This is a genomic window from Streptomyces sp. bgisy130, from assembly GCF_057708345.1.
This window is the reverse complement of sequence record NZ_JBYISA010000022.1, coordinates 103,324-129,180: the sequence shown is the minus strand read 5'-3', so window position 1 is coordinate 129,180 and position 25,857 is coordinate 103,324. Positions and strand designations below refer to the sequence as shown.

Sequence of the window (25,857 nt, the reverse complement as noted above, 5' to 3'; positions counted from 1 at the left end):
TAGTGCTTCGTTAGGTTCTGGATCTGCTCTTGGCGAGGGGGCGGCCGCAGGTGGTGCAGATGCCGGAGCGCCTGGCCAGGCGGCAGGCCCGGGCCGCACCCGTTTCGCCGAGCGGACTGCCTTGCCCTTTCCCGCGATGCGGGCGCGCCGTGAGGGAGCAGAAGCGGTCCGGCGAGGCCGACCGTGGAGTCTGCCGCTGGAGGACCGCGTCCTGTTGGTCGCCGCCTACTGGGGCACCAACCTGACGCTGCGTCAGCTCACCCCGCTCTTCGGCGTCTCGAAGTCCACGGCCGAGCGCGTCATCAGCCACCTCGCACCTCTGCTGGCGCTCCGGCCTCGCAAGCGGTTCCTGCACAACCTCGGATAGCCGAGCAGGGGCACCAGCCGACGGTGTTCACACCTCTCAGAAGATCATTGCGGGACAAGCCTTAGTCACCACCGCTGGCGGTCCGCGTCACGCTCCGGCGCCGGCGCTTCTCGGAGCGACGCACCAGCTCGCCCGCGGCGAGCGTCACGGTCGCCACGCCGCGGACCCAGCGGGGTCCGCCGCGCTCCGCCCACACCACACATGCACACCCGCCGACGGCGAGCACCAAGACGCCGAGCAGCACCAGACCAACCATGTTCTTCACCCCTGCGTTCAGTCGTACGGTCCTGCTGATCGTCTCAGACCAGAAAGGACCCCAATGGGATGTCCGACCGAAACGACATCTGGCCCACTGCCTGTCCCCTTCACGCTGGAGGACCATCGGTCAAGATCCAGTGGCAGAGGACTGCTGGTCGTCAAAATCTCCCGGCAAACGGCCAAGATCTCGTGTCAGAGGACAGCAGCATCCCGGCGCCGCAGGCCCTCGCCTCACGCCTCACACCCTCGCACCGCGCCCCGCCCACCTGGGGAAAGGGGCTGTGTGCCTCACAGGAGCAGGCGGGGAGCAGCGGTCACAGATCGGTGCCGTGCAGGGCGCGTCGGTCCCCGGACAGGGCGTAGCGGCGGGCGGCCAGGCCGCTCTCGAGGGGCTCGCCGATCGCGTCGCACAGCGGGGCAAGGACGTCGGCGGCCGCCGGGTCGGACAGGTAGGCCGGGGCGACTTCGAGCATCAGCTCCCCGATCGCGTGCGTGCTGGCGGCGAGTTCGTCGACGACGCGGTGCAGCTCGGTGAGCGAGGGCTCCGCCGGCGGAGCGGCGGGCGGCGGGGGCGGTGCGGTGCGGGCATCGCGGACAGCCTGGCGGACCACGGCGCGCACCGTGGGTTCATCGAGCGCCGTCAGGCCGCTGTGGACGAGCGCGGCGAGGCGGCGGATGATCACTCCGCGACGTCGTCCTGGTCCTCGTTGTGCTCGCCCATGACCCCATCGTCCTCCGCGCCGGATCAACGAGCGGCGTCTGACACGGTCAACTGGCAAGGGGCCGGAAGGCCCGGTGTCCGTTCTCGGGCGTGCCGGAGACGAGCCGCACACTGAGGCGGTCCGCGCCCACGCGCCGCCGCCTTGGCAAGGCTCCGGGGCTGTGAAACGCTCGCTATATGGCATATCTGTCCCCCCGCGTCTGCACATCGATCTCGAACGGGTGAGCCCGGCTGCCTGTCGGGAGTCCCCCAGGATCCAGGCTCCCGTTCGGGGGTTAAGGAACAGCCATGAGGACGACTGAGCAGGCTCACGATCACAGTGACCCCACCCTGTACCGCACTCCGGCGGACGCCGTCGCCGCGCCCCCGGAGAAGCTCGCCTATGTCGTCGGTTTCGACCCGACCGCACAGCGCACGGACGCGTTGTTCACCGTCGTCACCGACCCCGAATCCCCCGAATACGGCCGCGTGACCTCCCACGCCGAGCTGCCCGGCCTGGGCAACGAACTGCACCACTTCGGCTGGAACGCCTGCTCAAGCTCGCTGGCCCATGCCGGTCATCACGCTGCGCGGCGCTACCTCATCATCCCGGGACTGCGCTCCTCCCGGCTGCACATCTTCGACACCAGCCCCGATCCCGCCCGCCCGCGCCTGGTCAAGGTGGTCGAGGCCGAGGAATTGGCCGCCAAGGCCGGATATTCGCGTCCGCACACCATCCACTGTGGCCCCGACGGAGTGTTCCTGTCCTGCCTGGGTGGCGCGGACGGTGCGGACGGGCCTGGCGGCATCGCGCTGCTGGACCACGAAAGCTTCGAAGTACTGCGAGCCTGGGAGAGCGACCGCGGACCGCAGCGGTTCGCCTACGACTTCTGGTGGCATCTGCGCCAGAACGTCGCCGTGACCAGCGAGTGGGGCACCCCCTCGATGTATGAGGACGGCCTTGTCCCCGAATTGCTGCTGGGTCGCCAATACGGCCACTCGCTGCACTTCTGGGAGCTGGACTCCGGCCGGCACCTGCAACGCGTCGATCTGGGGGATGAGAACCAGATCGTGCTGGAGCTGCGTCCCGCACACGACCCCGAGGCAACGTGGGGGTTCGCACACGACGTGGTCAACGTGGAGGACCTGTCGACGTCGGTGTACCTGTGGAACCGGGAGGGCGAGGACTTCGTGGTCCGCAAGGTGATCACCATCCCTGCCGAGCCCGCGCAAACGGAGGACCTGCCCCCAGCGCTGCAGCCGTTCGGCGCCGTGCCCCCATTGATCACCGACATCGACCTGTCGGTGGACGACCAGTGGCTGTACGTATCCACATGGGGAACCGGCGATCTGCACCAGTACGACGTGAGCGACCCATTCCACCCGAGGCAGACCGCGTCCGTGCGTCTTGGCGGCATCGTCAGCCGACAGCCGCATCCCGCCGAGCCGGACATCCCGCTGACCGGCGGAGCGCAGATGGTCGAGCTCAGCCGCGACGGGCGGCGTGTGTACCTGACGAACTCCTTGTACGGCACCTGGGACGCGCAGATCTATCCCGCGGGCATCGAGCCGTGGATGGTCAAACTCGACGCCGACACCTCGCACGGCGGGCTCTCCGTCGATAGCCGCTTCTACCCGCACGGCCCGGACTTCCTGGGCCTGCGCGTGCACCAGACACATCTGCAAGGCGGCGACGCCTCCTCGGATTCGTACTGCTACCGCCGCTGACCGCTTGTGCTCCGCGAGCGTCGGCGCCGGCGCTCGCGGCGGTTGCCGCCGCGGTGGCGAGGCCACTGTTATGCCGGCCCCTGGGCGTTCCGGGCGGCGGACGGCATGGTAAGTCCCCTGGATCCCACGCCGCTTTCGACGTCGGCTGGGCAAAGGCCGCGACGGGGCCGCGCCGAAACGGCTCCTCAATCCGACTGGATGGCGCCTCGTATGGTGTGAAAAAGAGGCAGCCGGGAGGGACCGCACAGCGCACTGGCGTCGGCGCACCATGTATTGGGGGCCTACTGAAGGTCTTGTTGTTCCGACTCGGCTCGGGGCAGCTATGCGCGGAGTGCGCCGAGGTCTGGCAGCGCATATCGGCGCAGCGGTGGGTCGCATCCGAGAACATGCGGCAGGGTGCCTGCTCGGCGGCGTGCTTGCTGCACATCTCGTAGCTGCGTTCGCAGGCCAGCAGGCAGGCTTCGAACTGGGCGCTGATCAGGCTGTTGTCAGGGCCGCTGTCCCGGGTCAGCAGGCGGCGCGTCACGCCTACGACGCCGGCGCAGTCCAGGTCCCCCGGCTGATTGCGGGTGCCATGTGCATGGCGTACTGCTCGCTCAGCATGACCATCGAACAAGCCCCGACCACTTCCTCGCATTCCTGCGAGGTGTCCACGGCGTTGGCAAGGACTTCGCTGCTGAGCCCGGACTTGGCGGTCAGGGTGTCGAACCGCTCGCAGGTCTGAGGCATGATCCCTCCTCATCGAGGTGGGTGTCCGCCCCCCTTTCACGCCAGCCCGGCTCCGGGTGCCGTGCACACTCGGACGACGGAGGATGTTTGGGCAGGTCAGGCTTGGTGTGGGCGGTGCCGAATCGCGCACGGGCAGCGCGGTGGAATAGTGAAGTACGAAGCCCGTTCGCCCGGGCACTGCGCACGTAAGCCCGCCCCCTCGGAGGGAGGGGCCATGCTCTCCGTGCTCTACGCAGCAGGCGCGCACATGGACGACGGGACCGGGTGGCAGCTGCCCTCCACCGAAACGCTGGTGGCCGTGGTCCTGATGGCTGTGGCCACTGTGGTGGGCGCCTGGCTGGCGCGGCCCGGATCCGGCCGGTCGGCGCTTCTGCTGGCCGCCGCGTCAGGGATTTTGCTGATCGTTGCGGTCCTCGATCTTCTGCCCGACGCGTGGGACGAGGCCCATGAGGCCGGCGTGCCGCTGTGGGCGGTACCGGTCATCGCGCTCGCCTCGTACGGGGTGATGGGTGCCGTGGTCCGTATCGGCTGCCCGTGCGAGCCGGGTCGTGCGGGCGGCATCGGCGCGGCATCAGGGCTTGCTCTGCACCGCTTCCTGGAGGGGGCGACCCTGGCCCTGACCGCCTCGGTCGCCGTGGTGGCGGCGCTCCTCGTGCACGCGGCCAGCGAGGGCCTGGCGCTGGCCGCTCTGCTGGGGGTGCAACCGAGGCGGCGCGTGGCTCCGTGGATCGGGCTGGCCTGCTTGAGCCCGGTCGCGGGAGCCTTCCTGACGAGCGCTTTGCCCATTCCGGACAGCATCATGCCACTGCTGCTCGCCTTCGTTGGCGGCGTACTCGCGCAGGCGGCGTGGGTGGCGCTCAGACTCGCCCATCAGCAGCGGCCCGCGGACCGGCGAGTCCTCGGGGTCCCGGCTGCGATGACGATGACTCTCGCGGCTCTTCTCACCGCACTCGTCGTCCTTGTCGGGGCAGTCAGCCGCTGACGCGACCGGTGGCGCAAGGTGCTCGACGACCTCCAGGCTGCGCCGGTCGACAAGCTGCCGGTCGACGAGGAGTGGGTTTCGGTTCCGGCAGCGGTGGGCGATGTAGGGGTACGCATCGTCAAGCCGCAGGGCGCCACCGGAACGCTGCCCGTCGTGTTGTACATGCACGGCGGTGGCTGGGTGCTGGGCAATGCCGGCACCCACGACCGCCTGGTGCGCGAGTTGGCGGTCGGCGCCCGTGCGGCGGTGGCCTTCGTGGAGTACACGCCGTCGCCCGAGGCGCACTATCCGGTGGCCATCGAGCAGGGCTACGCCACCGCGCAGTGGATCGTCCACGAGGGAGCGTCCAAGGGTCTCGATGCACGGCGCATGGCGGTGGCCGGGGAATCGGTCGGCGGGAACATGACCGCCGCACTCGCCCTCATGGCCAAGGAGCGCGGTGACGTCGAGTTCGTACAGCAGCGATGTACTGCCCGGTCACGGATGCCTCCATGGACACCGGTTCCTACGACCAGTTCGCCACCGGGTACTACCTGAGCCGCAAGCTGATGGAGTGGTTCTGGGACGCCTACACGACCGACCCGAACCAGCGCGCGGAAATCACCGCCTCTCCCAACCACGCCACGGCCGAGCAGCTCTCCGGCCTGCCGCCCGCCCTGCTGATTGTCGATGAGGCCGACGTGCTGCGCGATGAGGGCGAGGCATACGCCGCCAAGCTCCGAGCAGCCGGCGTTCCGGTGACCACGGTGCGCTACGACGGCGCGGTCCACGACTTCATGATGCTCAACTCACTGAGTCACTCCAAAGCCGCCCGCGGAGCCATCGACCAGGCAACGGCCTTCCTGCGCAACGCCCTTGGAACCGACCAGACCTAACGGCGTGGTGCGCGATTGAGGTTGGGGCATGCTGGCCTGGCGGGTTGGCTGGTGGGTGATCACCTTGCGGCGGTGCGGTCGGAGATCAGGCCGGCGACGGCTCGGTAGCTCTCATCGAAGTACTCGGGGCGTCCGAGGAAGCGTTGGAGAGTTCGCGGCGGCCGTGGTTGTTGGCCCGTGTGCGGCGTACCTGGACTTCCGTACCGTCGATGCGCAGCTCGACGCCTTCGGCCGCCGCGTACGCGAAGACGTCCGCAAGGGTACGAAGGCGCAGGTCGGGTTGGCGGGGGACGGCGAATCCCCTTTCCCGTACAACCCTTCAGGTTCACCAGAGGTCATCTCCGAGTCCGCACGTATGTCCTGGAGAGGAACTCATGTCCCGGCCCCATCACAAGCGCTCCCGGCGTCCCGTCGTCCTGGGCGCCACCGCCGTCGCGGCCGCACTGGCCGGTGGCCTGCTCATCACGCTGCCCGGCGGTGCGAGTGCCGCCGCGTCGGGCCTCGCCGACGACTTCAACGGTGACGGCTACCGCGATCTGGCGACAGGCGCCCCGGGTGCTGTCGCGGGCGGGAAGGCGAAGGCGGGCGCCGTGGTCGTCAACTACGGCTCGTCGAGCGGTATCAGCGCCGCGCGCCACAAGACCACATCGCAGAGTTCCTCCGGCGTGCCGGGCGCCTCGGAGACCTCCGACCGCTTCGGCACCGAACTCGCGCACGGCGACCTCAACAACGACGGCTACGGCGATCTCGTCGTGGGCACACCGCTGGAGGACGTCAACGGCGACGTCGACGACGGTTCGGTCACCATCCTGTGGGGCGGCTCGTCCGGCCTGTCAGGCGGCACGACGATCAGCGACCCGAACGCGTCGGGCCACGACCGGTTCGGCCAGTCCCTCGCGGTCGGCGACTTCACCGGTGACGGGAAGGCCGATCTGGCGGTCGGTTCCACCGGCAAGGACGTGTGGATCTTCCAGGGCGGCTTCACCAAGTCCGGCGGCGCGGCCGGGAAGCTGCGCTTCGACGCGCAGATCGAGTCCGGCGCGTACCCCAAGGGCGCCGTCCAGCTGGCCGCCGGGGACTTCGACAACGACAGGACGGACGACGTGGTGGTGGGGTCCTCCGCGGGCAACTTCGTCTACCGGGGCGCCTCGACCGGGCCCACGCTGCAGACCGAGGTGGGCACGGGGTATGCGGGCGCGCTCACCGTGGCCGACTTCGACCGCGACGGGCACGACGACCTGGTCGTCGGCACCGACTTCGTCTCCGTCACGGACCAGACGGCGAAGGGTGGCTACGTCACCCTGTTCTACGGCGGTGCGGCGGGCGTCGACACCACTCGCAGCGCCGTCTTCAGCCAGGACACCGCGGGTGTGCCGGGAGCGGGCGAGTCCGACGACTCGTTCGGTGGCACACTCGCCGCGGGCGACGTCAACGGTGACGGCTACCCGGACCTCGCCGTCGGCGCAAACTTCGAGACCATCGGCTCCGCGACCCACGCCGGCAACGTCTGGGTGCTGCGCGGCGGCGCCTCCGGCCTGACGGGGACCGGCGCCCAGTCCTTCAACCAGGGCACCTCGGGTGTCCCGGGCGCCAACGAGTCGTCGGACATGTTCGGCGACGCCATCCACCTCGCCGACCACAACAAGGACGGCCGCGCCGATCTGTCGGTGGGCGCGGGCGGCGAGAACAGCGACGACGGCGCCGTGTGGGTCCTGCGCGGCTCCACCGGAGGGGTCACGGGCACCGGCGCGGTGAGCTTCGGTGCGTCGTCCGTCGGCATCGGGAACTCGGGGGATGACCCCATGTTCGGGGACGCCATGTCGGGCTCCTGAGCACCTGGACAGACAGTCGGAAGGGGCGGCACCGGAGGATTCCGGCGCCGCCCTTCCGCTGTGCTGACTTATGGTCGGCGACGTCGCCTCTCGCGCACCAAGTCGTAAGGGCTGTCCCGTAAATGACCTCCAGGCGGGATGGGGCACGGCAGCCCGCCAGGGGCTGTACGGTCTCCGGCGGGAGTTCGCGCGACCCCGGTCGCACGAGTCGCAGTTCCGGGGTCGCTGCGTCTGGCGCCTCCGTGAGTGACGGTGCAGTCAGCACCGATCATCCACACGGTAGGAGTTCGACTGGAGTGTCTGGAACGGGGCGCGGGTGCTTCACCCGATCAATCGGGCCACGTCTTCTTCCTGCCGCGTGCCTGTCTCCTTGACTTGGCACAGCTCGGGCACGGAGACCTTGATCGGTTCTTGCGTGGTCCGTGGCGAGTTGGATGGCCATACCGCCATCAGTGGCGGCACAGTCGGCTCGAAGAAGCTCTGGATGGGCCTCGTAGAGAATGCGCCGTTGAGTGCAACGGACAACCATCATCACGGCGAGTCCGAGGCGGGACTCGAACGTGGTGGACGCGGTTGCCCAACGGCCCGTTGCCGTCCTCGCTCAGTGCGGATCCGACGCCTTCATGGATGGTCATCGTGTGGCCTCCTGATTGTTCGACGGCCTTTGGCCGAGCATCAAGCTGCGACCACCGCGCCCGGGACTACAACTATTGTTGCTGTAATGGCAACGCGCGCCTCCGGAACCAAGGCGTCCCGCCCGGGCAATCGCGTCCGCCCGTCGACAGATCGCCCCCACAGCAGATCTCACTCGTGCTCGCGTCCAAAGGGCCAGGTACTGGAGAAACGACGTGGCTCGCGCCTCGGAGGATTGCCGTCGGTTGGCGGGCACGGGAGGACCGGCAGCACCTCGGCGCGGCGCCCCGACGCAGCATCGTGGGGCCGAGCCTCTACCGGACGGGGTGGCGGTGGCCCGGCGCAGACCTCACTGAATGATGTCCCGTCGCCGAGACATCAGGCAGAGCCGGAGGGACCAAGTGGCCGCGGGCCGACCCCGCCCTTCTCCGTGGTCCGGGATCCTGGCACGGCCGACACTGAGTTCCTTGCCGGGCGCGGACTACTTCCATGCGGTGCACATATCCAGGCGTTTGTTGCCCTTGAACTGTGCTACCTGGGCGCCCACCTCGAAAATGCCGTACACGTCGCGGGCAGTCGTATGCCACGTCTTCTCGGAAGAAGTCTTGTGCCACTTCCAGTAGTGCCTCTGGCCCTTGCTGTTCTTCGTGACGAGCCGGACACGCACGTGTTGACCGTCAGAGACTCCGTCGTACGCCCACAGCGTGACCTTGAGCTTCGTCACGGGCCCGGTGAGCCGCTTGAACCGGGCGCCGCCGTACCCTCCCGAAGTGACACACGCGCTATCGGCGACTTTCATTACTGCCTGGTTGCGATCGACGAGGGCGGACGTGCGTTGTGCCGGGGGTGTGCCCGGGTCGGAGGGGGCCGCTTCAGCGGCGCTTAACGGACCGATGAGCGGCAGCAGTAGCCCCGCCAGGATGGCTGTGATGCGCGTCGCGCGCATGGTGAACGTCCTTTCCAACTAGGTGTATGCGCCGGCCGACCAGCAGGCTGGCGCCGCGGTTCCAAGATGCAGGTAGCTGCCGGGGAGGTCATTAGCAAGGGGTGCTGAAGGCTTAGCAATGCGTCTCGACCTGGAGACCAAGTGCTCGGTGCCGGCAGTCCCGGGGCGGTATGCCGTAGTGGGTACGGAAGGCACGGGTGAAGTCAGCGGCGCGGCTGAACCCCCAACGAGCGGCAATTTCGTGGATCGTTTCGTTATGCAGTGCCGGATCGGTGAGGTCGCGACGGGCACGTTCGAGGCGTTGGTGGCGGATCCAGGCGGCGACGGTCAAGTCTTCGCCCTGGAAGAGGCGGTGCAGGTAGCTGGGGGAGATGTGATGTACCGCGGCAACCATGGACGGCGTCAGCAGCGGGTCGTTCAAGTTCTGCCGGATGAACGCGCGGATGCGTAAGATCAGGGTGCGCTTGTGTGTCTCCGGCGCCAGGCTCCGCTCGGTCTCCAGGGCGTGGGCGAACATCGCGGAGAGCAGGTCAGCGGCAATGGTGCCCAGCCGTTCGGCGTCGGCAAGACCGTAAGTTCCGGTGTCCCACGCCACGCTGCGCATGAGCTGTCCGAGCAAGGTCCCGAAACCCTCCTGCTCGGTGAAGTGCATGGAGGTGAGTGAGGCCATGTGGTGCCTGATCGGCGGTAACAGCACCTTGGGGACCTCCAGGCCGATGCCTGTATGCGGGTGGTCGCCGTCCCCGCTCATCAGGCTGAACGGGCGCGAGGTGTCCAGGACACAGAAGGCGCCGGGCCCGCAGGTCTTTTCGTGGTCCCCGTGCGATCCGCGGAGGGTTCCGCGGATCGGCAGTGATACATGGACGGTTTCTGGGTCGGAGGCCCGGACAAGTTTCGCGGTGCGCACGTAACGCACCGGTGTGAACGTCGTGGGCCAGATCGTCACGTCCCCGAGCGTCAACACCTCCTGGGAGGCCTGGAAGTCAGCTGAGTGCTCGCTCTCCAGCTGGAGCGGAGCGTGTGTATGACTGACGAGTTCCCGCCATAAGTCGAACCGGTCTTCCCTGGGAACCTCATGTGTCCGGAAGATATTCTTGATCATCGATCCCCCCGGTCGCACGCATCCACCTGTTCTGAGCGCTTCCGTCCCACAGTGCAGCGCGGGTGCGACCTTTAGCGGATACCCGCGCAGTGCCGTTGCCGAACGGCCAGAACCAGCCGCGCTGTTCGGAAGGCGCTGCCCGCCCGGTGATCAACACATCGCCCGTCCGACAGGCAGGTACAGCAACAACTGGCGTCGCGGTTGGTGCGCCGCCCCTTCCACGGAATGGCCCGGGCTGCGATGCCTTCTTCAACGCCTCGTGGGTCGCCCGGCCCCACAGGCCCTCGCAGAGCCGTACCGGGTTCCCCTCCCGGTCGATGACGGGCCTGCCGTTGTGCATCAGGTACCCCAGGGCCGCCTCGGAAAGAAGTATGTTCCGCAGGCTCGTGGGGTGCCATGGCCGACCGCGCGACGGCTTCCCGTACATGACGGCCAAGTGGTCGACAGGCGCCAGCTCCCCTGCGCGGTTCAGACGAGCCGCTTCACTGCTGGAGGTGTTGCGCTCGGGATCGGCAAGGATGCGGCGAGCGACGAGCCTGATCACAGTGGCAGCGTGCGGGTGCAGTTCGACATGATCAATCTTGCCGCCTTCGTCGCGCATCTTGTAGCCGGTGTTCAGGCAGTCAACGACGTTGCGGCCAAAACGGTCCACCGCTGCGGCGACGAGGCCGTCATACGGCCCCCGCTCGTCACGAAGCCACGGGCCGAGTTTGGGCCGGGTGACCGGGTCCGTGGCTCCCGATACCTCCCAGTCGTCGGCCCAGCCGATGATGTGCCCGCCGACAGATGCTGCGGCTGTCAGCACGTCCTCCCGTTGACGCTCAGGGGACGACTTGGCCAGCTTCATGCGGGACAGCCGCCGTACGCCGAGCAGGCACTTTCCACATCCGTCGTAGGGGCGTTCGATCATGTTCAGGTCCGTACCGCGCAAGGTCTCTCCGTTTCGGGCACGCAGGGTACGGAGAATTCACGGCCACCCCCAGGACGATCTTGGTCAGCCCAGGAAGCTCAGCCGGACCTGGCGGTGCGGGTTGTCGACGTTCGTATCGACCAGGCAGACGGACTGCCACGTGCCCAGTGCCATCTGGCCCGCTACGACGGGGAGGGTGGCGTGGGGTGGGATGAGGGCGGGGAGGACGTGGTCGCGGCCGTGGCCGGGGGTGCCGTGGCGGTGGCGCCAGCGGTTGTCGGCGGGCAGGAGGTCGTGCAGGGCGGCCAGGAGGTCTTCGTCGCTGCCTGCGCCGGTTTCCAGGATGGCGAGGCCGGCGGTGGCGTGTGGCACGAAGATGTTCAGCAGGCCGTCGCGGCCGTCGGCTGCCTCGCGGAGGAAGGCGGCGCAGTCGGCGGTGAGGTCGGCGACGGTTTCCGTGGAGCCGGTGGTGACGTCAAGGGTGCGGGTGGTGAATGCGGTGCTCATGCGGTCATTTTCGTATGGATGGCGCGTCCTCGTCCGCTCCCCCGCGAGTGTCGACCGCAATGCTGCCTCCATGCTTCGGCAACAAAGGTCCATCAGCCGAGACCATGATTGACCCTGCTCGAAGCGCGCCGCTACGTTCAGCGGCATGTCTACATCAGCCCTGCTCACCACGCGCGGTCACATCGACCTGGTGCGGGTGGCCTCGGCCGCGTGTCACCGCGGCGGCCGTTGCTGATGCGCTGCTGCTGTCCTTGATGGCGTTGTTGGCGTTGATTGTGTTGGTGGCGTTGGCGGCCTGATGCTGTTCTAGGTTCTTGCGGCTTGCGGATGGCCGCGTTTACCCCTGTCGCCTTGTGGCTGGTGAACCTTCTGGCGTTGCGGCCTTTCTGGGTTTTGCCGCGTTCTTCTGCCTTCGCTCGGCCCGTTCCTTGCACCGTTCTCATGGATGGGCCCGTTCCGGCTCGTATCCCCTCATCCCCCTCCCCCTCCCCCGTCGGTTTCTCTCCCCGTGGAGCGTTGATGACTGTTGATCAGGCCGTGTACGGCCATGCCCCGCCCGATCCGTCCGTTCAAGCAGAGTGGCCCTCGCTCGCCAAGGGCGGGGAGGCGGGGGTGGGGTCCGCTTCCTGTGGCGATGGGCCGCCCGTGCTTGAGCGGGTGGTTCCGGTGTCGGGGCGGGGGTGGTCGGGGCCGCGGTGGTTGCGGCGGGCGGTGGGGCCTGTCGTGTTGTTGGTGTTGTGGCAGGTGTTCAGTGGGAGTGGTGTGCTGGAGGGGGATGTTCTGGCGTCGCCGGGCACCATCGCCGGCACCGCCGGGGATCTGGTCTCGGACGGGACGCTGCCGTCGGCGATGCTGGTTTCCCTTCAACGGGTCGCGGTGGGGCTGCTGTTGGGTGGGGTGGCCGGTGTGGTGCCGGCGCTCGCCTCGGGGCTTTCGCGGCTCGGGGAGGACCTCGTCGACGCCACGGTGCAGATGCTGCGTTCCATCCCGTGGGTGGGTGTGATCCCGCTGTTCATCATCTGGCTGGGTATCGGTGAGGCGCCCAAGATCGCGTTGATCGCGCTGGGTGTGGCGTTCCATCTGTATCTGAATGTCTATGCCGGCATCCGTGGTGTGGATGCGCAGTTGGTGGAGGCCGGGACCTCGCTCGGGCTGAGCCGGTGGGGGCTGATCCGGCATGTGGTGCTGCCGGGTGCGCTGCCGGGCGCCATGACGGGGCTGCGCTATTCGCTGGCCACCGCCTGGCTCGCGCTGGTCTTCGGTGAGCAGGTCAACGCCGATGACGGGCTCGGCTTCCTGATGAACCAGGCCAGGGAATTCTTCCGCACCGACGTGATCGTGGTGTGCCTGGTGGTCTACGCGATCCTCGGGCTCATCGCCGACTTCCTGGTCCGTACCCTCGAAAGGCTGCTGCTGCAATGGCGACCGACGTTCACGGGTCAGTGACCGACAGCGGGCGGGAGGCAGGTCCGCACCCTGCGGCTCCTGGCGCCGCCGTTCAGGTGGCGGGGCTGGTGCGTGCCTTTGGCGGCCGTGCGGTTATTGACGACCTTCAACTGAGCGTGCAGCCGGGTGAGTTCGCGGTGCTGCTCGGGCGTAGTGGGTGTGGGAAGTCGACTCTGCTGCGGGTGCTGGCCGGGCTCGACCGGGAGATCGAGGGTGAGGTGCTGGTGCCGCGGCGTAAGGCCGTGGCGTTCCAGGCGCCTCGGCTGATGCCCTGGAAGCGGGTCTGGCGCAATGTGCTGCTGGGGCTGCCGGGCCGACCCGAACGGGCGGCTGCGGAACGGGCGTTGGCGGAGGTCGGACTCGGGCACCGTGCGGATACCTGGCCCAAGACGCTCTCCGGTGGTGAGGCGCAGCGGGCGTCGCTCGCCCGGGCGCTGGTGCGGGAGCCCGATCTGCTGCTGCTCGACGAGCCGTTCGGCGCTCTCGACGCGCTGACCCGGATCAAGGCTCAGCGCCTGGTGGCCGAGCTGTGGCGGGAGCGGGGCTGCGCGGTGCTGCTGGTCACCCATGACGTGGAGGAGGCGCTGTTGCTCGCCGACCGGGCGCTGGTGATGGAGGGCGGGCGGATCGCGTACGAGACCTGGGTGGATCTGCCGCGGCCGCGGGAGATCTCCGATCCGCGGTTCGGTGCACTGCGTGCCCGTCTGCTCGACCGGCTCGGTGTGGAGGGCGCCGCTGAGGACGTTACCGGGCGGCGGCCGGACGACGCGGAGGAGGCCCCGGACGACGCGGAGGAGGCCCCGGACGACGCGGAGGAGGCCCCGGATGACGGCACCGTCGCTGCTGCCTGATCAGGCGCCGGAGCCGGGTCGCCGCTCCCCCGGCACACGAACACCGATCGCCACACCGGACAGAGAATGGAATGGACACCCCATGAGAGCACGCCGCCTCGCCCCAGCCGCCCTGCTGTTTCCGTTGGCCCTGCTGCTGGCCGCCTGCGGTGGTGCGTCGGGTGCCGAGGGGGCCGGTGGGGGTACCGGGAGCGGGACCGATGGCAAGGGGTCGCTGACGCTCAACGTCGGTGATCAGAAGGGTGGTTCGGAGGCCTTGTTGCGGGCCGCTGGAGAGTTGGACGACCTGCCGTACAAGATCAAGTGGTCGACGTTCACCTCGGGGCCGCCGCTGCTGGAGGCGATCAATGCCGGGGCGGTGGATATCGGTGCGGTCGGCAACACCCCGCCTGTGTTCGCGGCCGCGGCGAAGTCGAAGATCAAGGTGATTGCCGGGTCCCACAGCAGGTCGGACGGCGAGACGATTCTGGTGAAGAAGGGCTCCCCGCTGAAGCGGCCGGGGCAGCTCAAGGGCAAGTCGATCGCCGTGGCCCAGGGCAGCTCCGCGCACTACCAGCTCATCGCCTCGCTGAAGAAGGCCGGGCTGACGCCGAAGGATGTCACGCTCACCTACCTTCAGCCGGCCGACGCCCTCGCCGCGTTCACCCGGGGGAAGGTGGCTGCCTGGGCGGTCTGGGACCCGTACACCTCACAGGCCCTGAATCAGGCGGATGCCCGGGTGCTGACCACCGGGCAGGGCGTCGTCAACGGACTCAGCTTCCAGGTTGCCGCACCGGCCGCGCTGGACGACAAGAAGAAGTCGGCGGCGCTCAAGGACTACACCGACCGGCTGCGGCGGGCGCAGGACTGGGTGTTCAAGCATCCCGATGCCTGGGCCGAGGCATGGGCGAAGGAGACCGGACTGCCGGACAAGGTGGCGCTGGACGCCGTCAAACGCACCCGGGGGACGGCGGTCGCGGTGGCCGTGGACAAGGCGGCCGTCGCCTCCGAGCAGCGGATCGTCGACGCGTTCGCGGCGCTGAAGCTGATCCCCCGGTCCTTCGACTTCGGCGCGTTCGTCGACCCCCGTTTCAACGGTGACCTGCCGCCCTCGGGCACGGCGCCGCGTACCTATGGAAAGGGCCACTGAGATGTCCGTACACCTGCACTGGTTTCTGCCGACCGGCGGCGACGGCCGGACCCTCGTCGACCGGCATGCCTACACCGACGGCGGGATTCGGCGGGACCGCCTCACCCCGGTGAGCGGGGTACGGGCTCCGGATATCGAGTATCTGGCCCAAATCGCCAAGGCGGCAGAGCAGTTGGGGTTCGAGGCGGTGCTCACGCCGACGGGTACGTGGTGTGAGGACGCCTGGCTGACGACGGTGGCGCTCACTCAGGTCACCGAGCGGCTGAAGTTCCTGGTCGCGTTCCGGCCCGGGGTGATCTCGCCGGTGCTGGCGGCGCAGATGGCCGCGACCTATCAGCGGATCTCGCGTGGGCGGCTGCTGCTGAATGTGGTGACCGGCGGCGACTCGACCGAGCAGCAGCGGTTCGGCGATCATCTCGGCCATGACCGGCGGTATGCCCGTACCGATGAGTTCCTGCGGATCGTGCGGGGCGTCTGGGGTGGCCGGCCGTTCGACTTCCACGGCGAGCACTACCAGGTGACGGGCGGGCTGACGGCGCTGCCGCCGGACCCGCTGCCGCAGATCTTCTTCGGCGGCTCATCGGCGGCCGCGGGACCGGTCGCCGCCCGCAATGTGGATGTGTACCTGACCTGGGGCGAGCCGCCCGAGGAGGTCCGGCAGAAGATCGACTGGATTCGCGGGCTGGCGGAGAAGGAGGGGCGGACGGTCCGGTTCGGCATCCGCCTGCACACCCTCACGCGGGACTCGTCGAAGGACGCCTGGGCGACCGCCGGCCGGCTGCTGGACGACCTCGATCCGGAGACCGTGGCTGCCGCACAGCAGGCGCTGGGCAAGAGCGAGTCGGTGGGCCAGCAGCGGATGCTGGCGCTGCACGGCGGCTCGCGCGACAAGCTGGAGATCTCGCCCAATCTGTGGGCGGGGATCGGTCTGGTGCGGGGTGGTGCGGGGACCGCGCTGGTCGGAAGCCATGCGGAGGTGGCCGACCGGATCGAGGAGTACCACTCCCTGGGCATCGAGCACTTCGTGCTCTCCGGCTATCCGCATCTGGAGGAGGCGTACTGGTTCGGGGAGGGCGTACGGCCGGAGCTGGCCGCCCGGGGGCTGCTGGATAAGGGCCCCGCTCCACTGGCCGGTGTGCCGGCGGCCCGTGGCCGGCCGGCGTCCGCACCGGGTGGGGCACCTCTGCTGATCGCCGGCGGTCGCTGACCGCGGGTCGGGGCAGGGTGGCCGGGCCGCTGGGGCGCAGTGCTGCCGCCGCGGTCCGGCCCCGGTCGGCAGGGAGCGAAAAGCCGGTGGCCCCGGCGGGAAGACCTGACCCCCTCCCCCGGTTAGTAGAAGCATGAACAACATCGGGGTGCGGGCGGTCGAGGTCGTGGTGGTCGGTGCCGGGCAGGCCGGTCTGGCCGCCGCCTTTCATCTGCGGCGGATCGGCTATCGGCCCGACCGGGACTTCGTGGTGCTCGATCACTCGCCACGTCCGGGCGGTGCCTGGCAGTTCCGGTGGCCCACGCTGACGTACGACAAGGTGCACGGGATGCACGCGCTGCCGGGCCTGGAGCTGACCGGCGCGGATCCGCGGCGGCCGTCGTCCGAGGTGATCGGCGGGTACTTCGACAGCTACGAGCGGACCTTCGGGCTGCGGGTGCACCGGCCGGTGAGCGTGCTGTCGGTGTGCGAGGGCGGTGCGGACCCCTCCTGGACGGAGCCCGCCGGAGCCCTGGGGCGCGGGCGGCTGCTGGTCGAGACGTCGGAGGGGAACTATGCGGCACGGGCGCTGATCAATGCGACCGGGACCTGGGACCGGCCGTTCTGGCCGCGGTTCCCCGGGCAGGAGATCTTCGGCGGCCGTCAGCTGCACAGTGCGCAGTACCGGGGCCCGGAGGACTTCCGTGCGTTGCGCGTGGTGGTGGTCGGCGGCGGGACCTCGGCCGTGCAGCAGCTGCTGGAGATCGCCCCGGTGGCGGCCGCCACGACCTGGGTGACCCGTCGGCCGCCGGTGTTCCGCGCGGGGCCGTTCGGCGAGGAGCAGGGCCGGGCCGCGGTCGCCCTGGTGGCGGACCGGGTCCGGCAGGGGCTGCCGCCGCGGAGCGTGGTGAGCGTGACCGGACTGCCGATGACCGAGGCGATCCGGCAGGGCCGGGAGAGCGGCGTACTGGAGCGGCTGCCGCTCTTCGACCGCCTCACGCCCACGGGTGCGGTCTGGGACGACGGGCGCACGGTCGAGGCCGACGCGATCCTCTACGCGACGGGCTTCCGCCCCGCCCTCGACCATCTCGCCCCGCTGCGGCTGCGCGAGCCGGGCGGCGGCATCCGGCTGGACGGCACCCGCACGCTCCGTGACGCGCGGGTCCATCTCGTCGGTTACGGACCATCGGCGAGCACCATCGGCGCCAACCGCGCGGGCCGGGCCGCGGCCGTCGGCATCCGCAGACTGCTGACGGAGGACCCGCAACCTGCCTACAAGGGCCCGGAGTTGGCGGGGAGCCTGGCCTCGTAGGCCGAGGCCGCGTGCTCGACCAGCCCGATCAGCACCTCCTTGCAGGACGCGCGCTCCCGGGCGTCGCACAGCAGCACCGGGGTCGCCGGATCGAGGTCCAGGGCCCGTGCCACCTCCTGCGCCCGGTGGGCGCGGACGCCGTCGAAGCAGTTGACGGCGACGACGAACGGGATGCTGCGGTGCTCGAAGTAGTCGATGGCCGCGAAGCTGTCGGCGAGCCGCCGGGTGTCGGCGAGCACCACCGCGCCGAGCGCCCCCTGCGCCAGCTCGTCCCACAGGAACCAGAACCGGTTCTGCCCCGGCGTGCCGAACAGATACAGCGCCAGGTCGTCGTGGATGGTGATCCGTCCGAAGTCCATGGCCACGGTCGTGGTGGTCTTCTGCTGGACCCCGTCGAGCCGGTCGACGGGGCGCCCGGCCTCGGTCAGCCGTTCCTCCGTATTGAGCGGGCGGATCTCGCTGACGGAGCCGACGAGGGTCGTCTTGCCCACGCCGAACCCTCCGGCCACCAGGATCTTGAGGGCCATGAACGAGTCAGAGCGCGCGGAGTCCATCGATCACTTCCCTGAGTATGTGCGCGTCGGGCAACTGGGCCGGCGGTACGGGACGGTTGACGCGAATCAGTCCCTCGGCCAGGAGATCGCTCAGCAGCACCCGGACCACCCCCAGGGGCAGCCCGGAGTCGGAGGCGACCTCGGCGACCGGGCGGGGGCGTTCGTCGCACAGCCGGTAAATCTCCTGCTGCTCGGGCGACAGCGTGGGGTCCTCGTCGGGCCGGGGCTCGGCCTGCACGACGGCCATCAGCTCGAAGGCCGCACTGCTCGGCCGGGCCCGCCCGGCGGTCATCGCATAGAGCCGGACCATCGGCCCCGCTTCGTCGTCGTACCAGTGCGGGGTGGAGTCGGTCATGGGCGGCCGGTCACTCCGTCCCGGCGCGCACGGGGGTACCGAGGTGGGCGCCGACCCGCTTGACGAGCCGGGCCATCTCGTAGGCGACCAGACCGATATCGGCCTCGGCGTCGCCGAACACCGCCAGACACGAGCCGTCGCCGGCCGCCACCACGAAGAGGAAGCCGCCCTCCAGCTCGACCATGGTCTGGATGACCTGGCCGGCCGCGAAGTGCCGGCCGGCTCCCTTGGCGAGACTGTGGAAGCCGGAGGCGATCGCCGCGAAGCGCTCGCTGTCGTCACGGGTGAGGCCGCTGGAGGTACCGACGGCCAGTCCGTCGCCGGAGAGCACCACGGCGGAGCGGATCTCCAGCACACGGGAGACCAAGTCGTCGAGAAGCCAGTTGAGTTCGCCGGAAAGCTGCTGGTCGCCGGTCATGGTGTGTCTTCTCCTCGTGACGGATTGTCGTTCGCCCCGTTCGGTTGCCGCGGGCCCGGCGGGTGCGGCTGCTCGGTCGGCTCGCGCCGCGGCGCCGGCTGCGGGTGCTGCGGCGCAGGGGTGTCGCCGCGGCCGCGCGCCCAGCCGGCGCGCAGCGACGCCATGGTGGCGCGGGCCTGTTCCGGGGAACGGCGCGGTGCGGGCGTGCCCTCGCTACGCGGCACCCACTCGGGCTGCTGGTCCGGACTCGTCCGCAGCTCGGGCGCGAGGTGGGCCTGGCGCACCCGGCGCGGCAGAGCGGCGTCCTGGTCGGCCGCCGCTTCGGACGGCTGGGCGGAGGCGGAGGTGGCGGGCGGTCGGTGCTCGGCCGCGGGCGGCGCCGCCGCGGTGTCGGCCGCGGCGGGCGGGAGCGCCTTCCGGAGGGGCGCCGCGGCCACCGGCATCCGGTTGGCGGCCGTCCAACGCCGGTGGAAGAGCGAGGCACCCGCCTCGGACGGCTCGGTGCTCCGCGCGTCCGCCGGCGCCTCGTCCGCTCCCGCGGCGAACAGGGCGTCGGGCACCAGCACCACGGCGGTGATGCCGCCGTACACCGAGGGCTGGAGGCCCACCTTGACGTGCCGGCGGTGGGCGAGCCGGTTGACGACGAAGAGGCCGAGCTGTTCGGTGTCCAGCAGGTCGATCTCTTCGGCGTTCTGGATCCGGCGGTTGGCCTCGTCGAGTGCCTCCTTGCCCATCCCGAGGCCGCGGTCGTGGATCTCCACGGCGATACCGGCGCCGACCCGTTCGGCGCGTACCTGCACCTTGGTCTGCGGGGGCGAGAACATCACCGCGTTCTCGACGAGTTCGGCCAGCAGATGGGTGACGTCGGCCACCGCGCCGCCGGCCAGCCGGGCGTCGACGACGGAGTGCACCTCGACCCGCGGGAAGTCCTCCACCTCGGCGACGGCCGCGCGTACCACGTCGAGCAGCGGTACGGGGTGGCGCCAGCCCCGGCCGGGGGCGGCGCCGGAGAGGATGATCAGGCTCTCGGCGTGCCGCCGCATCCGCGTGGTGAGGTGGTCGAGCCGGAAGAGGTCCTCCAGTTCCACCGGGTCCTCGGTGCGGCGTTCCATGGTGTCCAGCAGGGCGAGCTGGCGGTGCAGCAGCAGCTGGCTGCGCCGCGCGAGGCTCACATAGACACCGGAGATACCGCTGAGCGCCTCGGCGCGGCCGGCCGCCGCCTGGAGCGCGGCACGGTGCACCGCCACCAGGGCCTCGCCGACCTGCCCCACCTCGTCGCGGCCGGTGCCGCGGTCGCCGAGCGGCGCGACGGCGTCGATGTCCACCTTCTTGCCCGCGTGCAGCAGCCGCATGGAGGCGGGCAGATCCCGGCGGGCGACCCGCAGCGCCGAGTTGCGCAGCTCCTCCAGCTCGACGACCAGCCGACGGCCGATCTTGACCGAGATGAGGAGCGAGAGCAGGACACCGGCCAGGCCCAGGACGACGGCCATGCCGGGTCCGCCGAGGGTGCCGGCGGACAGCGGGTCGGCGTTCTGCGCCGCCCCGGTGCTCGCGGCGCGCTGTGCGGTGCGCAGGTCGTGCAGGACGGTGTCGCTGACATCGGTCCAGCGCACGGCGGGGACGGCGGTGGCGGCCCGGGTGCCCGCGCCGGCGTCCCGTACGGCGTTCTCCGCGGCGCGCAGGTCGCGGTAGGCGGAGCCGTCCAGGATCCGGTGGTAGGCCGCGGCGTCCCGGGGCCGCAGATCGTCGACCGCGGCGGTGAGCAGTGCGCGCTGGGTGTGCACCGCGCCGGTGAACGTGTCGAACTGCTCCGCCGACATCCGGCCGGAGAGCTGGGCGGCGCCGAGGACCGCGTCCTCATGGGCGAGCGCCTCGCGGGCCCGGGCGAGTTCCAGGACGACGCGCGTCTCCGAGGAGACCGCCGTCTTCTCCAGGCCGGTCAGCGCGCCGACGGTGGCGAAGCCGTCCTCGACGACGCCGGTGTAGTCGGCGACCAGGCGGTCCCGGTCGGGCTTGTCGCCGTCGACGCGTTCGCGCAGCGCGGTCAGGCCGTCGGCGTCGTGCAGCAGCCGGTCGATACGGCCGGGCAGCTGGGCGTCGGTGGCCTCCGCGTCCGCGCTGCCGGCGTCGATGCCGTTTCGGAGGGCGACCGCGGCGGAGTCGGTGGCTCGCTGCCGTTCCCGCAGCGTCTGCTGACGTCCGGGATCGGGGGCAGCGAGGGTGCGGGCCGCGGCGCTGCGCTCTTCCTGTACGGCGGAGACGAAGTCCCCGACCGGGGCGACGAGGGTGGCGTTGATGTCCTTGAGCTGCTGGAGGTCGGAGACATTCCGCGCGGTGGTGAGGGTGGCGAATGCCCAGAGGGCGATCAGGGACACCACGGGCACCATGAGCAGCGCGACGATCTTCGCGCGCACCGAGCGGGGCATCAGGCCAACGCGGTAATCCGTGGCGAATTTCCAGGATTTGCCGACTGCGGGCAGCGCATGCCGGGGGCGGCTGTTCCCGGGCGGCTGGGCCTCCCCTGCGGGCCCGGATCGGTCCGGGGTCTGTCGTATGTGCATGAATTCCTCAACAGGTCTGACGAGGCGCGGAGTTCAGTGCTCGGGCAGTGAATCGACGGAGGCGGCCGCGGCACGCTCGCGGGCGGTCGGGGACAATGCGACAAAGGCCGCTGTGAGGAAGAGAAATGAACCGAGGGCGACGGCCAGCGGAAAGATGAATTCCATTGCGTTGACACCTGCCAACGGGGCGCGGCTGGGCGTCAATTCGATGCGTACGGCAGCCATTCCGGTGTAGTGCATGCTGCTGACCGCGAGCCCCATGACGAGGGAGGCGAGGACCGCGCCCAGGGTGCCCCGCACGGTGAGCGCGGCCCACAGGGCGGCGGTGGCGGCACCGGCGGCGATGACGACCGAGAGCGCGACCAGCCCCGGGGCGAAGCGGACGTGCCCGTGCAGCCGCATCGCCACCATGCCCAGGTAGTGCATGGCGGCCACGCCGACGCCGGTGCCCAGGCCGCCGAGCAGCAGCGAGCGCAGGCCGGCGGCGCCGTAGCCGACGGTGAAGATGCCGGCGCCGACGACCACCATGGCGATCAGCAGGCTGAGCACGGTGAGCGGGACGTCGTAGTGGACCGGGCTGCCGGTGACCCCGAAGCCGAGCATGGCGATGAAGTGCATGGTCCAGATGCCGGAGCCGATGGCGATGGCGGCGGTCAGCAGCCAATTGCGGCGTGAAGGGCCGTCGGCCGCCCGCGCCCTTACCGTGCAACGCAGCCCGAGGGCGGATCCCACGCATGCCATGGCATAGGCGAGGACCGGAGAAATCCAGCCCGCGCTGAAGTGGTGCAGGTGGCCCACGGAGTTTCCTTTCGCGTATTCGGTTCGCGGCGACGGACGCTAACACGTGATCGTCTTGTGAAACTCGGACACCGGCGCCGAGAGATTCCGACGGGAAAGCGGAGATCCTGACACACCGTTTTGCTACCGGCGAGTTCAGTGAGCCCACTTCCGGGTATATGTCCATCATTGCCCGGGCGTCCGGGACTTCTGATTGCACGTCAATTCCGGGCGAACACCGCCCGGCTCATTTCGGCAATGAGATCGGCAATGAGAAAGGTCACGCACCACGCGACCGCCATGCCCGCACAAGCTCCGCCATGCCCTCTTAAAGGGCGGCAGGAGCGCCATATGGGGCATCGCGAAGACTCCACACGATGCGAACAAGCACACCTGTGGGCGAGTGTTCGCCGGAAAGCATGATCGAAAAGGGAGGGCCTTCAATTGACTCGTAGCGACGAGCCATGATGACGGGGCGCGAGCGACGTGCTGCAGACCGTTACGGCGCCTCCGGTCGAAATCCCTTGCTGGTCCGGAGAGTTGAGTCCCGCAACTTCAAGGAGACGAATCCCCATGGACATCCTCACCCATCTGCTGGCCAACATCCTGCACTTCGTGGGTTGGCTCGTCTGACCGGCTTCACCCCCCAAGGCGCCGCCCGTCCCCGTCCCGGGGCGGGCGGCGCCTTCGTGTCCGCCGGACTACCTGTCCAGCTCCTGGCGGGCCGTCTCCGGCAGCGTCAGATAGACGAGGAACGACACCAGGCACAGCGCGGCCACGTACCAGGGGAAGAGGTCGGCGTGGCCGGCCTGCTTGAACCAGGTGCCGACGTACGGAGCGGTGCCGCCGAAGAGGGCGACGGTGAGCGAGTACGGGAAGCCGATACCGGCGGCGCGCACCCGCGCGGGGAACACCTCGGCGTTCACGGCCGCGGCGACCGCGGTGTATCCGGTGAGCAGCACCATGCCCGCGCACTGCACCAGCAGCAGCGAGAGGAACGCGTCGGTGACCAGGTGCAGCAGCGGAACGGCCAGGACGGCGAAGCCCAGGGAGAAGCCGAGCAGCAGCGGTTTGCGGCCGATGCGGTCCGAGAGCATCCCGCCGAGCGGCTGGAGCAGGGCGAAGAAGGCGAGGGAGAGGGTTCCGACGGTGAGCGCCTCACCCTTGTCGAAGCCCGCATTGACCTGCGCGTAGGTGGGCAGGTAGGTCGTCCAGGTGTAGTAGGCGATGGTGCCGCCCGCGGTGATGCCGCAGATCAGCAGCGACTGGCGGGGGTGGCGGCGCAACGCCTCGAAGAGGCCGGGGCGGTCGGCCGCCTGCTGCCCGTCGGGGGTCTCCCGGAGGGTCTCCTGGGCGCCGCGCCGGATCCACAGTCCCAGCAGGCTCAGCAGCGCACCGATGAGGAACGCCACCCGCCAGCCCCACTGCCCCATCTGCTGCTCGGTGAGCAGCGCCGCGAGCAGCGCCGCGGTCCCGGACGCCAGCAACTGCCCGGCGGTGGTGGACACATACTGGAAGCTGGAGAACAGCCCGCGCCGGCCGGGCCCCGCCGATTCGACGAGGAAGGTCGTGGAGGCCGCGAACTCGCCGCCCACCGACAGGCCCTGGACCAGGCGGGCGAGGACCAGCACAAGCGGGGCGAGGATTCCGGTGGCCGCGTAGGTGGGGGTGAGCGCGACCAGCAGGCTGCCGCCGCCCATCAGCAGGATGGTGAGGGTCAGTGCGGTCCGCCGGCCGCGGCGGTCGGCGATCGCGCCCATCAGCAGTCCGCCGACCGGCCGCATGAAGAAGCCGACCGCGAAGACCGCGAAGGTCGAGAGCAGCGGTACCAGGGAGTTGCCGACGCCCTTCGGGAAGACCTGCTCGGCGAAGTAGACCGCGAGGAAGGAGTACGCGTACCAGTCGTACCACTCGACGGCGTTGCCGATGGAGGCGGCGGCGAGCTGCCGCAGCCGTGACGGCGGGCGGGCGCCGCCGGGCGCCCGGTCCTCGGCGATGTGCTCGGCGTTGGCCATGGTCCTCCTCCGCTACCGGTTCTGCTCCTCGGCCGGCTGCTGGACAGGATGAGCCGACAGGTGATCATGTACCGCGGAAGCGGGGATGGTCCAGGGGAATGCACGGGCCGAGTGCCCGCCGCATGAACGCCCTTGCAGGCGGGCGGAGTTATCCGCCTGTTGCCCGGGCCGCCTGTTCCATGGCCGCGCACTCGGCCTCGGCAACCGACCACGGGCGCCCCGCTGTGAGCGCGCCGTCGACAACGATGTTCTGCCCGTTGACGAACCGCGCTCCATCACTGGCGAGGAAGACCGCGGTCGCAGCGATGTCCGCGGGCCGGCCGATGTGCGGGTCCGGCTGGAACTGCGGCAGGAACCGTGCGAACAGCGGCACGTCCGGCAGTTCATCGGCTGCCGCCCCTGCCACTCCCGCCGCCTTGGCGTGAATACCGGTGGCCACCGGGCCCGGGGAAATCGTGTTCACCCGGATCCCCGACTGTCCCAGATCCACGGCCGCACAGCGCGTCAGATGCACCATCGCGGCTTTGGCGATCGAATAGTCGGGCCCCGAAAATCCAGCGCGCTGCCCTGACACGCTCGCCACGTTGAGGACGCTTCCCGACCGCCTCGGCATCATGTGCCGCGCCACCTGCTGGATCAGCAGCAACGGTGCACGCACATGTACCGCAACGGCCCGGTCGAAATCGGCGAGGTCGAGCTCGGCCACCGACACGGCTTTCCCCGGCGTGCCCGCATTGTTTACCAGGATGTCGATACGGCCGAACCACTCAGCGGTCCGCGCCACCAACTCGGCTGCCGCGCCGTCATCGAGGAGATCGGCGGGTACGAACCTCGTGTCCGGACCGAGCCGTCCGGCGACCGCCTCCCCCTCAGCGATGCGTCGGCCAGTCACCACGACGCGTGCGCCCTCTCGCGCGAAGCCCTCCGCGATCGCGGCTCCGATGCCGCTTGTCGACCCGGTCACGATCGCCACCCGGCCGTCCAGTGTCCCGCGCCTCGCCTGCTGCCCCATGAACCCCACCCCTATCCGACGGTCACGAACACGTCAGATCGTGCGCGCCCGGCCTCACCCGGGCAATTACCTCCGAGGTCATGACCACCGCCGGTCCCACCCGCAACCGAGCAGCCGGTCAGCCGCCGTCACGGGGCTGTCGCCGGAGGACCGCCTGCGGCTGCCCGGTGCGCTGCCGGCCGAGCAGCACTGAGGGAGCCCCTGATGCAGAGGCTCCCTCAGTACGCGTTGTGGTGCGGGCCCGTCAGAGCTTGCCGCCGATCTCGCACGCCTGGCACGGCGGGCGGCCGCACGTGCACTGCATGATCGCTTCAAGCACCTCGCGGTCGTGGTAGAGGCACTCGTCCTTGCAGGTGTGGCGCGGGATGAAGCCGGCCGGGATTTCGCCGGGCCACGGCTCATGGCCGTCCCGGCAGCGGAGGAACCGCTCGGGGTCGGTGGAGTGCAGGTCGTGCATGCTCGACCGGGCCTCGTCCTCCAGCTCCCGCACCCGCTCCACCAGGCTCCTGAGCTCGGCGGCGATGCTGGAGTACCGGTCGGAGCCGGTCCGCACGTGTGCGGACCGCAGCGCCATGGCTGCGTTGCCCAGAAATCTGCCGGCGTCCTGGAGGTCGGTCACGTGATGCATCTGGATGCCGTTCACGCCCCGTACCCACACGGCGTCGATACTGC

24 protein-coding genes and 2 pseudogenes are annotated in these 25,857 nt (G+C 69.8%); 11 read left to right on the top strand and 15 right to left on the bottom strand.

Annotated features, from left to right (window positions below):
• Positions 1-121: 121 nt before the first annotated feature.
• A pseudogene (locus AC3EUV_RS25705) lies at positions 122-349 on the top strand (helix-turn-helix domain-containing protein); the annotation flags it as partial.
• A gap of 79 nt (positions 350-428) precedes the next feature.
• Here AC3EUV_RS25705 and AC3EUV_RS25700 read toward each other — a convergent pair.
• Together AC3EUV_RS25700 and AC3EUV_RS25695 are read right to left on the bottom strand one after the other, a co-directional pair.
• On the bottom strand, positions 429-623 hold the full coding sequence (locus AC3EUV_RS25700) for a hypothetical protein (protein ID WP_432143801.1): 195 nt from the start codon (positions 621-623) through the stop codon (positions 429-431).
• 316 nt (positions 624-939) lie between these two features.
• The gene (locus AC3EUV_RS25695; RefSeq protein ID WP_432143800.1) at positions 940-1,308 is read right to left on the bottom strand and encodes a hypothetical protein; all 369 of its coding nucleotides are present in this window, start codon (positions 1,306-1,308) and stop codon (positions 940-942) included.
• A gap of 326 nt (positions 1,309-1,634) precedes the next feature.
• Between AC3EUV_RS25695 and AC3EUV_RS25690 the strand changes: the two genes are divergently transcribed.
• On the top strand, positions 1,635-3,053 hold the full coding sequence (locus AC3EUV_RS25690) for a selenium-binding protein SBP56-related protein (RefSeq protein WP_432143799.1): 1,419 nt from the start codon (positions 1,635-1,637) through the stop codon (positions 3,051-3,053).
• Positions 3,054-3,581: 528 nt separating this feature from the next.
• Here the strand turns inward: AC3EUV_RS25690 and AC3EUV_RS25685 are convergent.
• Entirely contained in the window at positions 3,582-3,782 is a 201-nt protein-coding gene (locus tag AC3EUV_RS25685) for a hypothetical protein (protein WP_432143798.1), read from the bottom strand.
• Positions 3,783-3,996: 214 nt separating this feature from the next.
• Between AC3EUV_RS25685 and AC3EUV_RS25680 the strand changes: the two genes are divergently transcribed.
• The 3 genes and pseudogenes from AC3EUV_RS25680 (at position 3,997) to AC3EUV_RS25670 (ending at position 7,471) form a co-directional block, all read left to right on the top strand.
• A complete protein-coding gene (locus tag AC3EUV_RS25680) occupies positions 3,997-4,764 on the top strand; it encodes a ZIP family metal transporter (RefSeq protein ID WP_435603992.1) in 768 nt (255 codons plus the stop codon).
• A 12-nt stretch (positions 4,765-4,776) separates the two neighbouring features.
• Positions 4,777-5,639: pseudogene (locus AC3EUV_RS25675) on the top strand (alpha/beta hydrolase); the annotation flags it as partial.
• Between the two features lie 374 nt (positions 5,640-6,013).
• On the top strand, positions 6,014-7,471 hold the full coding sequence (locus tag AC3EUV_RS25670) for an FG-GAP and VCBS repeat-containing protein (protein WP_432143796.1): 1,458 nt from the start codon (positions 6,014-6,016) through the stop codon (positions 7,469-7,471).
• Between the two features lie 1,114 nt (positions 7,472-8,585).
• Here the strand turns inward: AC3EUV_RS25670 and AC3EUV_RS25665 are convergent.
• From AC3EUV_RS25665 to AC3EUV_RS25650, 4 genes are all read right to left on the bottom strand, one after another.
• Positions 8,586-9,050, bottom strand: coding sequence for a hypothetical protein (locus AC3EUV_RS25665; RefSeq protein WP_432143795.1), 465 nt, complete (start codon positions 9,048-9,050; stop codon positions 8,586-8,588).
• A 112-nt stretch (positions 9,051-9,162) separates the two neighbouring features.
• Positions 9,163-10,152 (bottom strand): helix-turn-helix domain-containing protein, encoded by a 990-nt coding sequence (locus AC3EUV_RS25660; RefSeq protein WP_435603995.1) that lies wholly within the window; start codon positions 10,150-10,152, stop codon positions 9,163-9,165.
• Entirely contained in the window at positions 10,124-11,062 is a 939-nt protein-coding gene (locus AC3EUV_RS25655) for a recombinase family protein (RefSeq protein WP_432143794.1), read from the bottom strand. The genes AC3EUV_RS25660 and AC3EUV_RS25655 overlap by 29 nt, the downstream gene beginning before the upstream one ends.
• A gap of 84 nt (positions 11,063-11,146) precedes the next feature.
• Positions 11,147-11,569, bottom strand: a complete 423-nt coding sequence (locus AC3EUV_RS25650) for a YjbQ family protein (protein ID WP_432143793.1) — start codon at positions 11,567-11,569, stop codon at positions 11,147-11,149.
• Positions 11,570-11,714: 145 nt separating this feature from the next.
• On the opposite strand from AC3EUV_RS25650, the gene AC3EUV_RS25645 reads away from it, so the two are divergent.
• From AC3EUV_RS25645 to AC3EUV_RS25620, 6 genes are all read left to right on the top strand, one after another.
• Entirely contained in the window at positions 11,715-11,804 is a 90-nt protein-coding gene (locus AC3EUV_RS25645) for a putative leader peptide (protein ID WP_432143792.1), read from the top strand.
• A gap of 284 nt (positions 11,805-12,088) precedes the next feature.
• Positions 12,089-13,015, top strand: a complete 927-nt coding sequence (locus tag AC3EUV_RS25640; RefSeq protein ID WP_435603991.1) for an ABC transporter permease — start codon at positions 12,089-12,091, stop codon at positions 13,013-13,015.
• Positions 12,988-13,866 (top strand): ABC transporter ATP-binding protein, encoded by an 879-nt coding sequence (locus tag AC3EUV_RS25635; protein ID WP_435603990.1) that lies wholly within the window; start codon positions 12,988-12,990, stop codon positions 13,864-13,866. Before AC3EUV_RS25640 ends, AC3EUV_RS25635 begins: the two co-directional genes overlap by 28 nt.
• Before the next feature lie 82 nt (positions 13,867-13,948).
• Positions 13,949-14,995, top strand: a complete 1,047-nt coding sequence (locus AC3EUV_RS25630; protein ID WP_432143789.1) for an ABC transporter substrate-binding protein — start codon at positions 13,949-13,951, stop codon at positions 14,993-14,995.
• 1 nt (position 14,996) lies between these two features.
• Positions 14,997-16,202 (top strand): LLM class flavin-dependent oxidoreductase, encoded by a 1,206-nt coding sequence (locus tag AC3EUV_RS25625; RefSeq protein WP_435603989.1) that lies wholly within the window; start codon positions 14,997-14,999, stop codon positions 16,200-16,202.
• Positions 16,203-16,335: 133 nt separating this feature from the next.
• Positions 16,336-17,493: an NAD(P)-binding domain-containing protein gene (locus tag AC3EUV_RS25620; RefSeq protein ID WP_435603988.1), complete on the top strand. Its 1,158-nt coding sequence runs from the start codon at positions 16,336-16,338 to the stop codon at positions 17,491-17,493.
• Here AC3EUV_RS25620 and AC3EUV_RS25615 read toward each other — a convergent pair.
• From AC3EUV_RS25615 to AC3EUV_RS25580, 8 genes are all read right to left on the bottom strand, one after another.
• Positions 17,454-18,047, bottom strand: coding sequence for a GTP-binding protein (locus AC3EUV_RS25615; RefSeq protein WP_432143787.1), 594 nt, complete (start codon positions 18,045-18,047; stop codon positions 17,454-17,456). The two genes, AC3EUV_RS25620 and AC3EUV_RS25615, sit on opposite strands and share 40 nt — an antisense overlap.
• Positions 18,028-18,402: a DUF742 domain-containing protein gene (locus AC3EUV_RS25610; protein WP_432143786.1), complete on the bottom strand. Its 375-nt coding sequence runs from the start codon at positions 18,400-18,402 to the stop codon at positions 18,028-18,030. Before AC3EUV_RS25610 ends, AC3EUV_RS25615 begins: the two co-directional genes overlap by 20 nt.
• A 10-nt stretch (positions 18,403-18,412) precedes the next feature.
• Positions 18,413-18,820: a roadblock/LC7 domain-containing protein gene (locus AC3EUV_RS25605; RefSeq protein WP_432143785.1), complete on the bottom strand. Its 408-nt coding sequence runs from the start codon at positions 18,818-18,820 to the stop codon at positions 18,413-18,415.
• Positions 18,817-21,246, bottom strand: coding sequence for a sensor histidine kinase (locus AC3EUV_RS25600; RefSeq protein WP_435603987.1), 2,430 nt, complete (start codon positions 21,244-21,246; stop codon positions 18,817-18,819). Before AC3EUV_RS25600 ends, AC3EUV_RS25605 begins: the two co-directional genes overlap by 4 nt.
• Before the next feature lie 168 nt (positions 21,247-21,414).
• Entirely contained in the window at positions 21,415-22,179 is a 765-nt protein-coding gene (locus AC3EUV_RS25595; RefSeq protein WP_435603986.1) for an MHYT domain-containing protein, read from the bottom strand.
• A gap of 680 nt (positions 22,180-22,859) precedes the next feature.
• Positions 22,860-24,173: an MFS transporter gene (locus tag AC3EUV_RS25590; RefSeq protein WP_432143782.1), complete on the bottom strand. Its 1,314-nt coding sequence runs from the start codon at positions 24,171-24,173 to the stop codon at positions 22,860-22,862.
• Positions 24,174-24,321: 148 nt separating this feature from the next.
• Complete coding sequence (locus tag AC3EUV_RS25585; RefSeq protein WP_432143781.1) at positions 24,322-25,185, bottom strand: SDR family NAD(P)-dependent oxidoreductase; 864 nt, start codon at positions 25,183-25,185, stop codon at positions 24,322-24,324.
• A gap of 244 nt (positions 25,186-25,429) precedes the next feature.
• Positions 25,430-25,852: a hypothetical protein gene (locus AC3EUV_RS25580; RefSeq protein ID WP_432143811.1), complete on the bottom strand. Its 423-nt coding sequence runs from the start codon at positions 25,850-25,852 to the stop codon at positions 25,430-25,432.
• Positions 25,853-25,857: the final 5 nt, after the last annotated feature.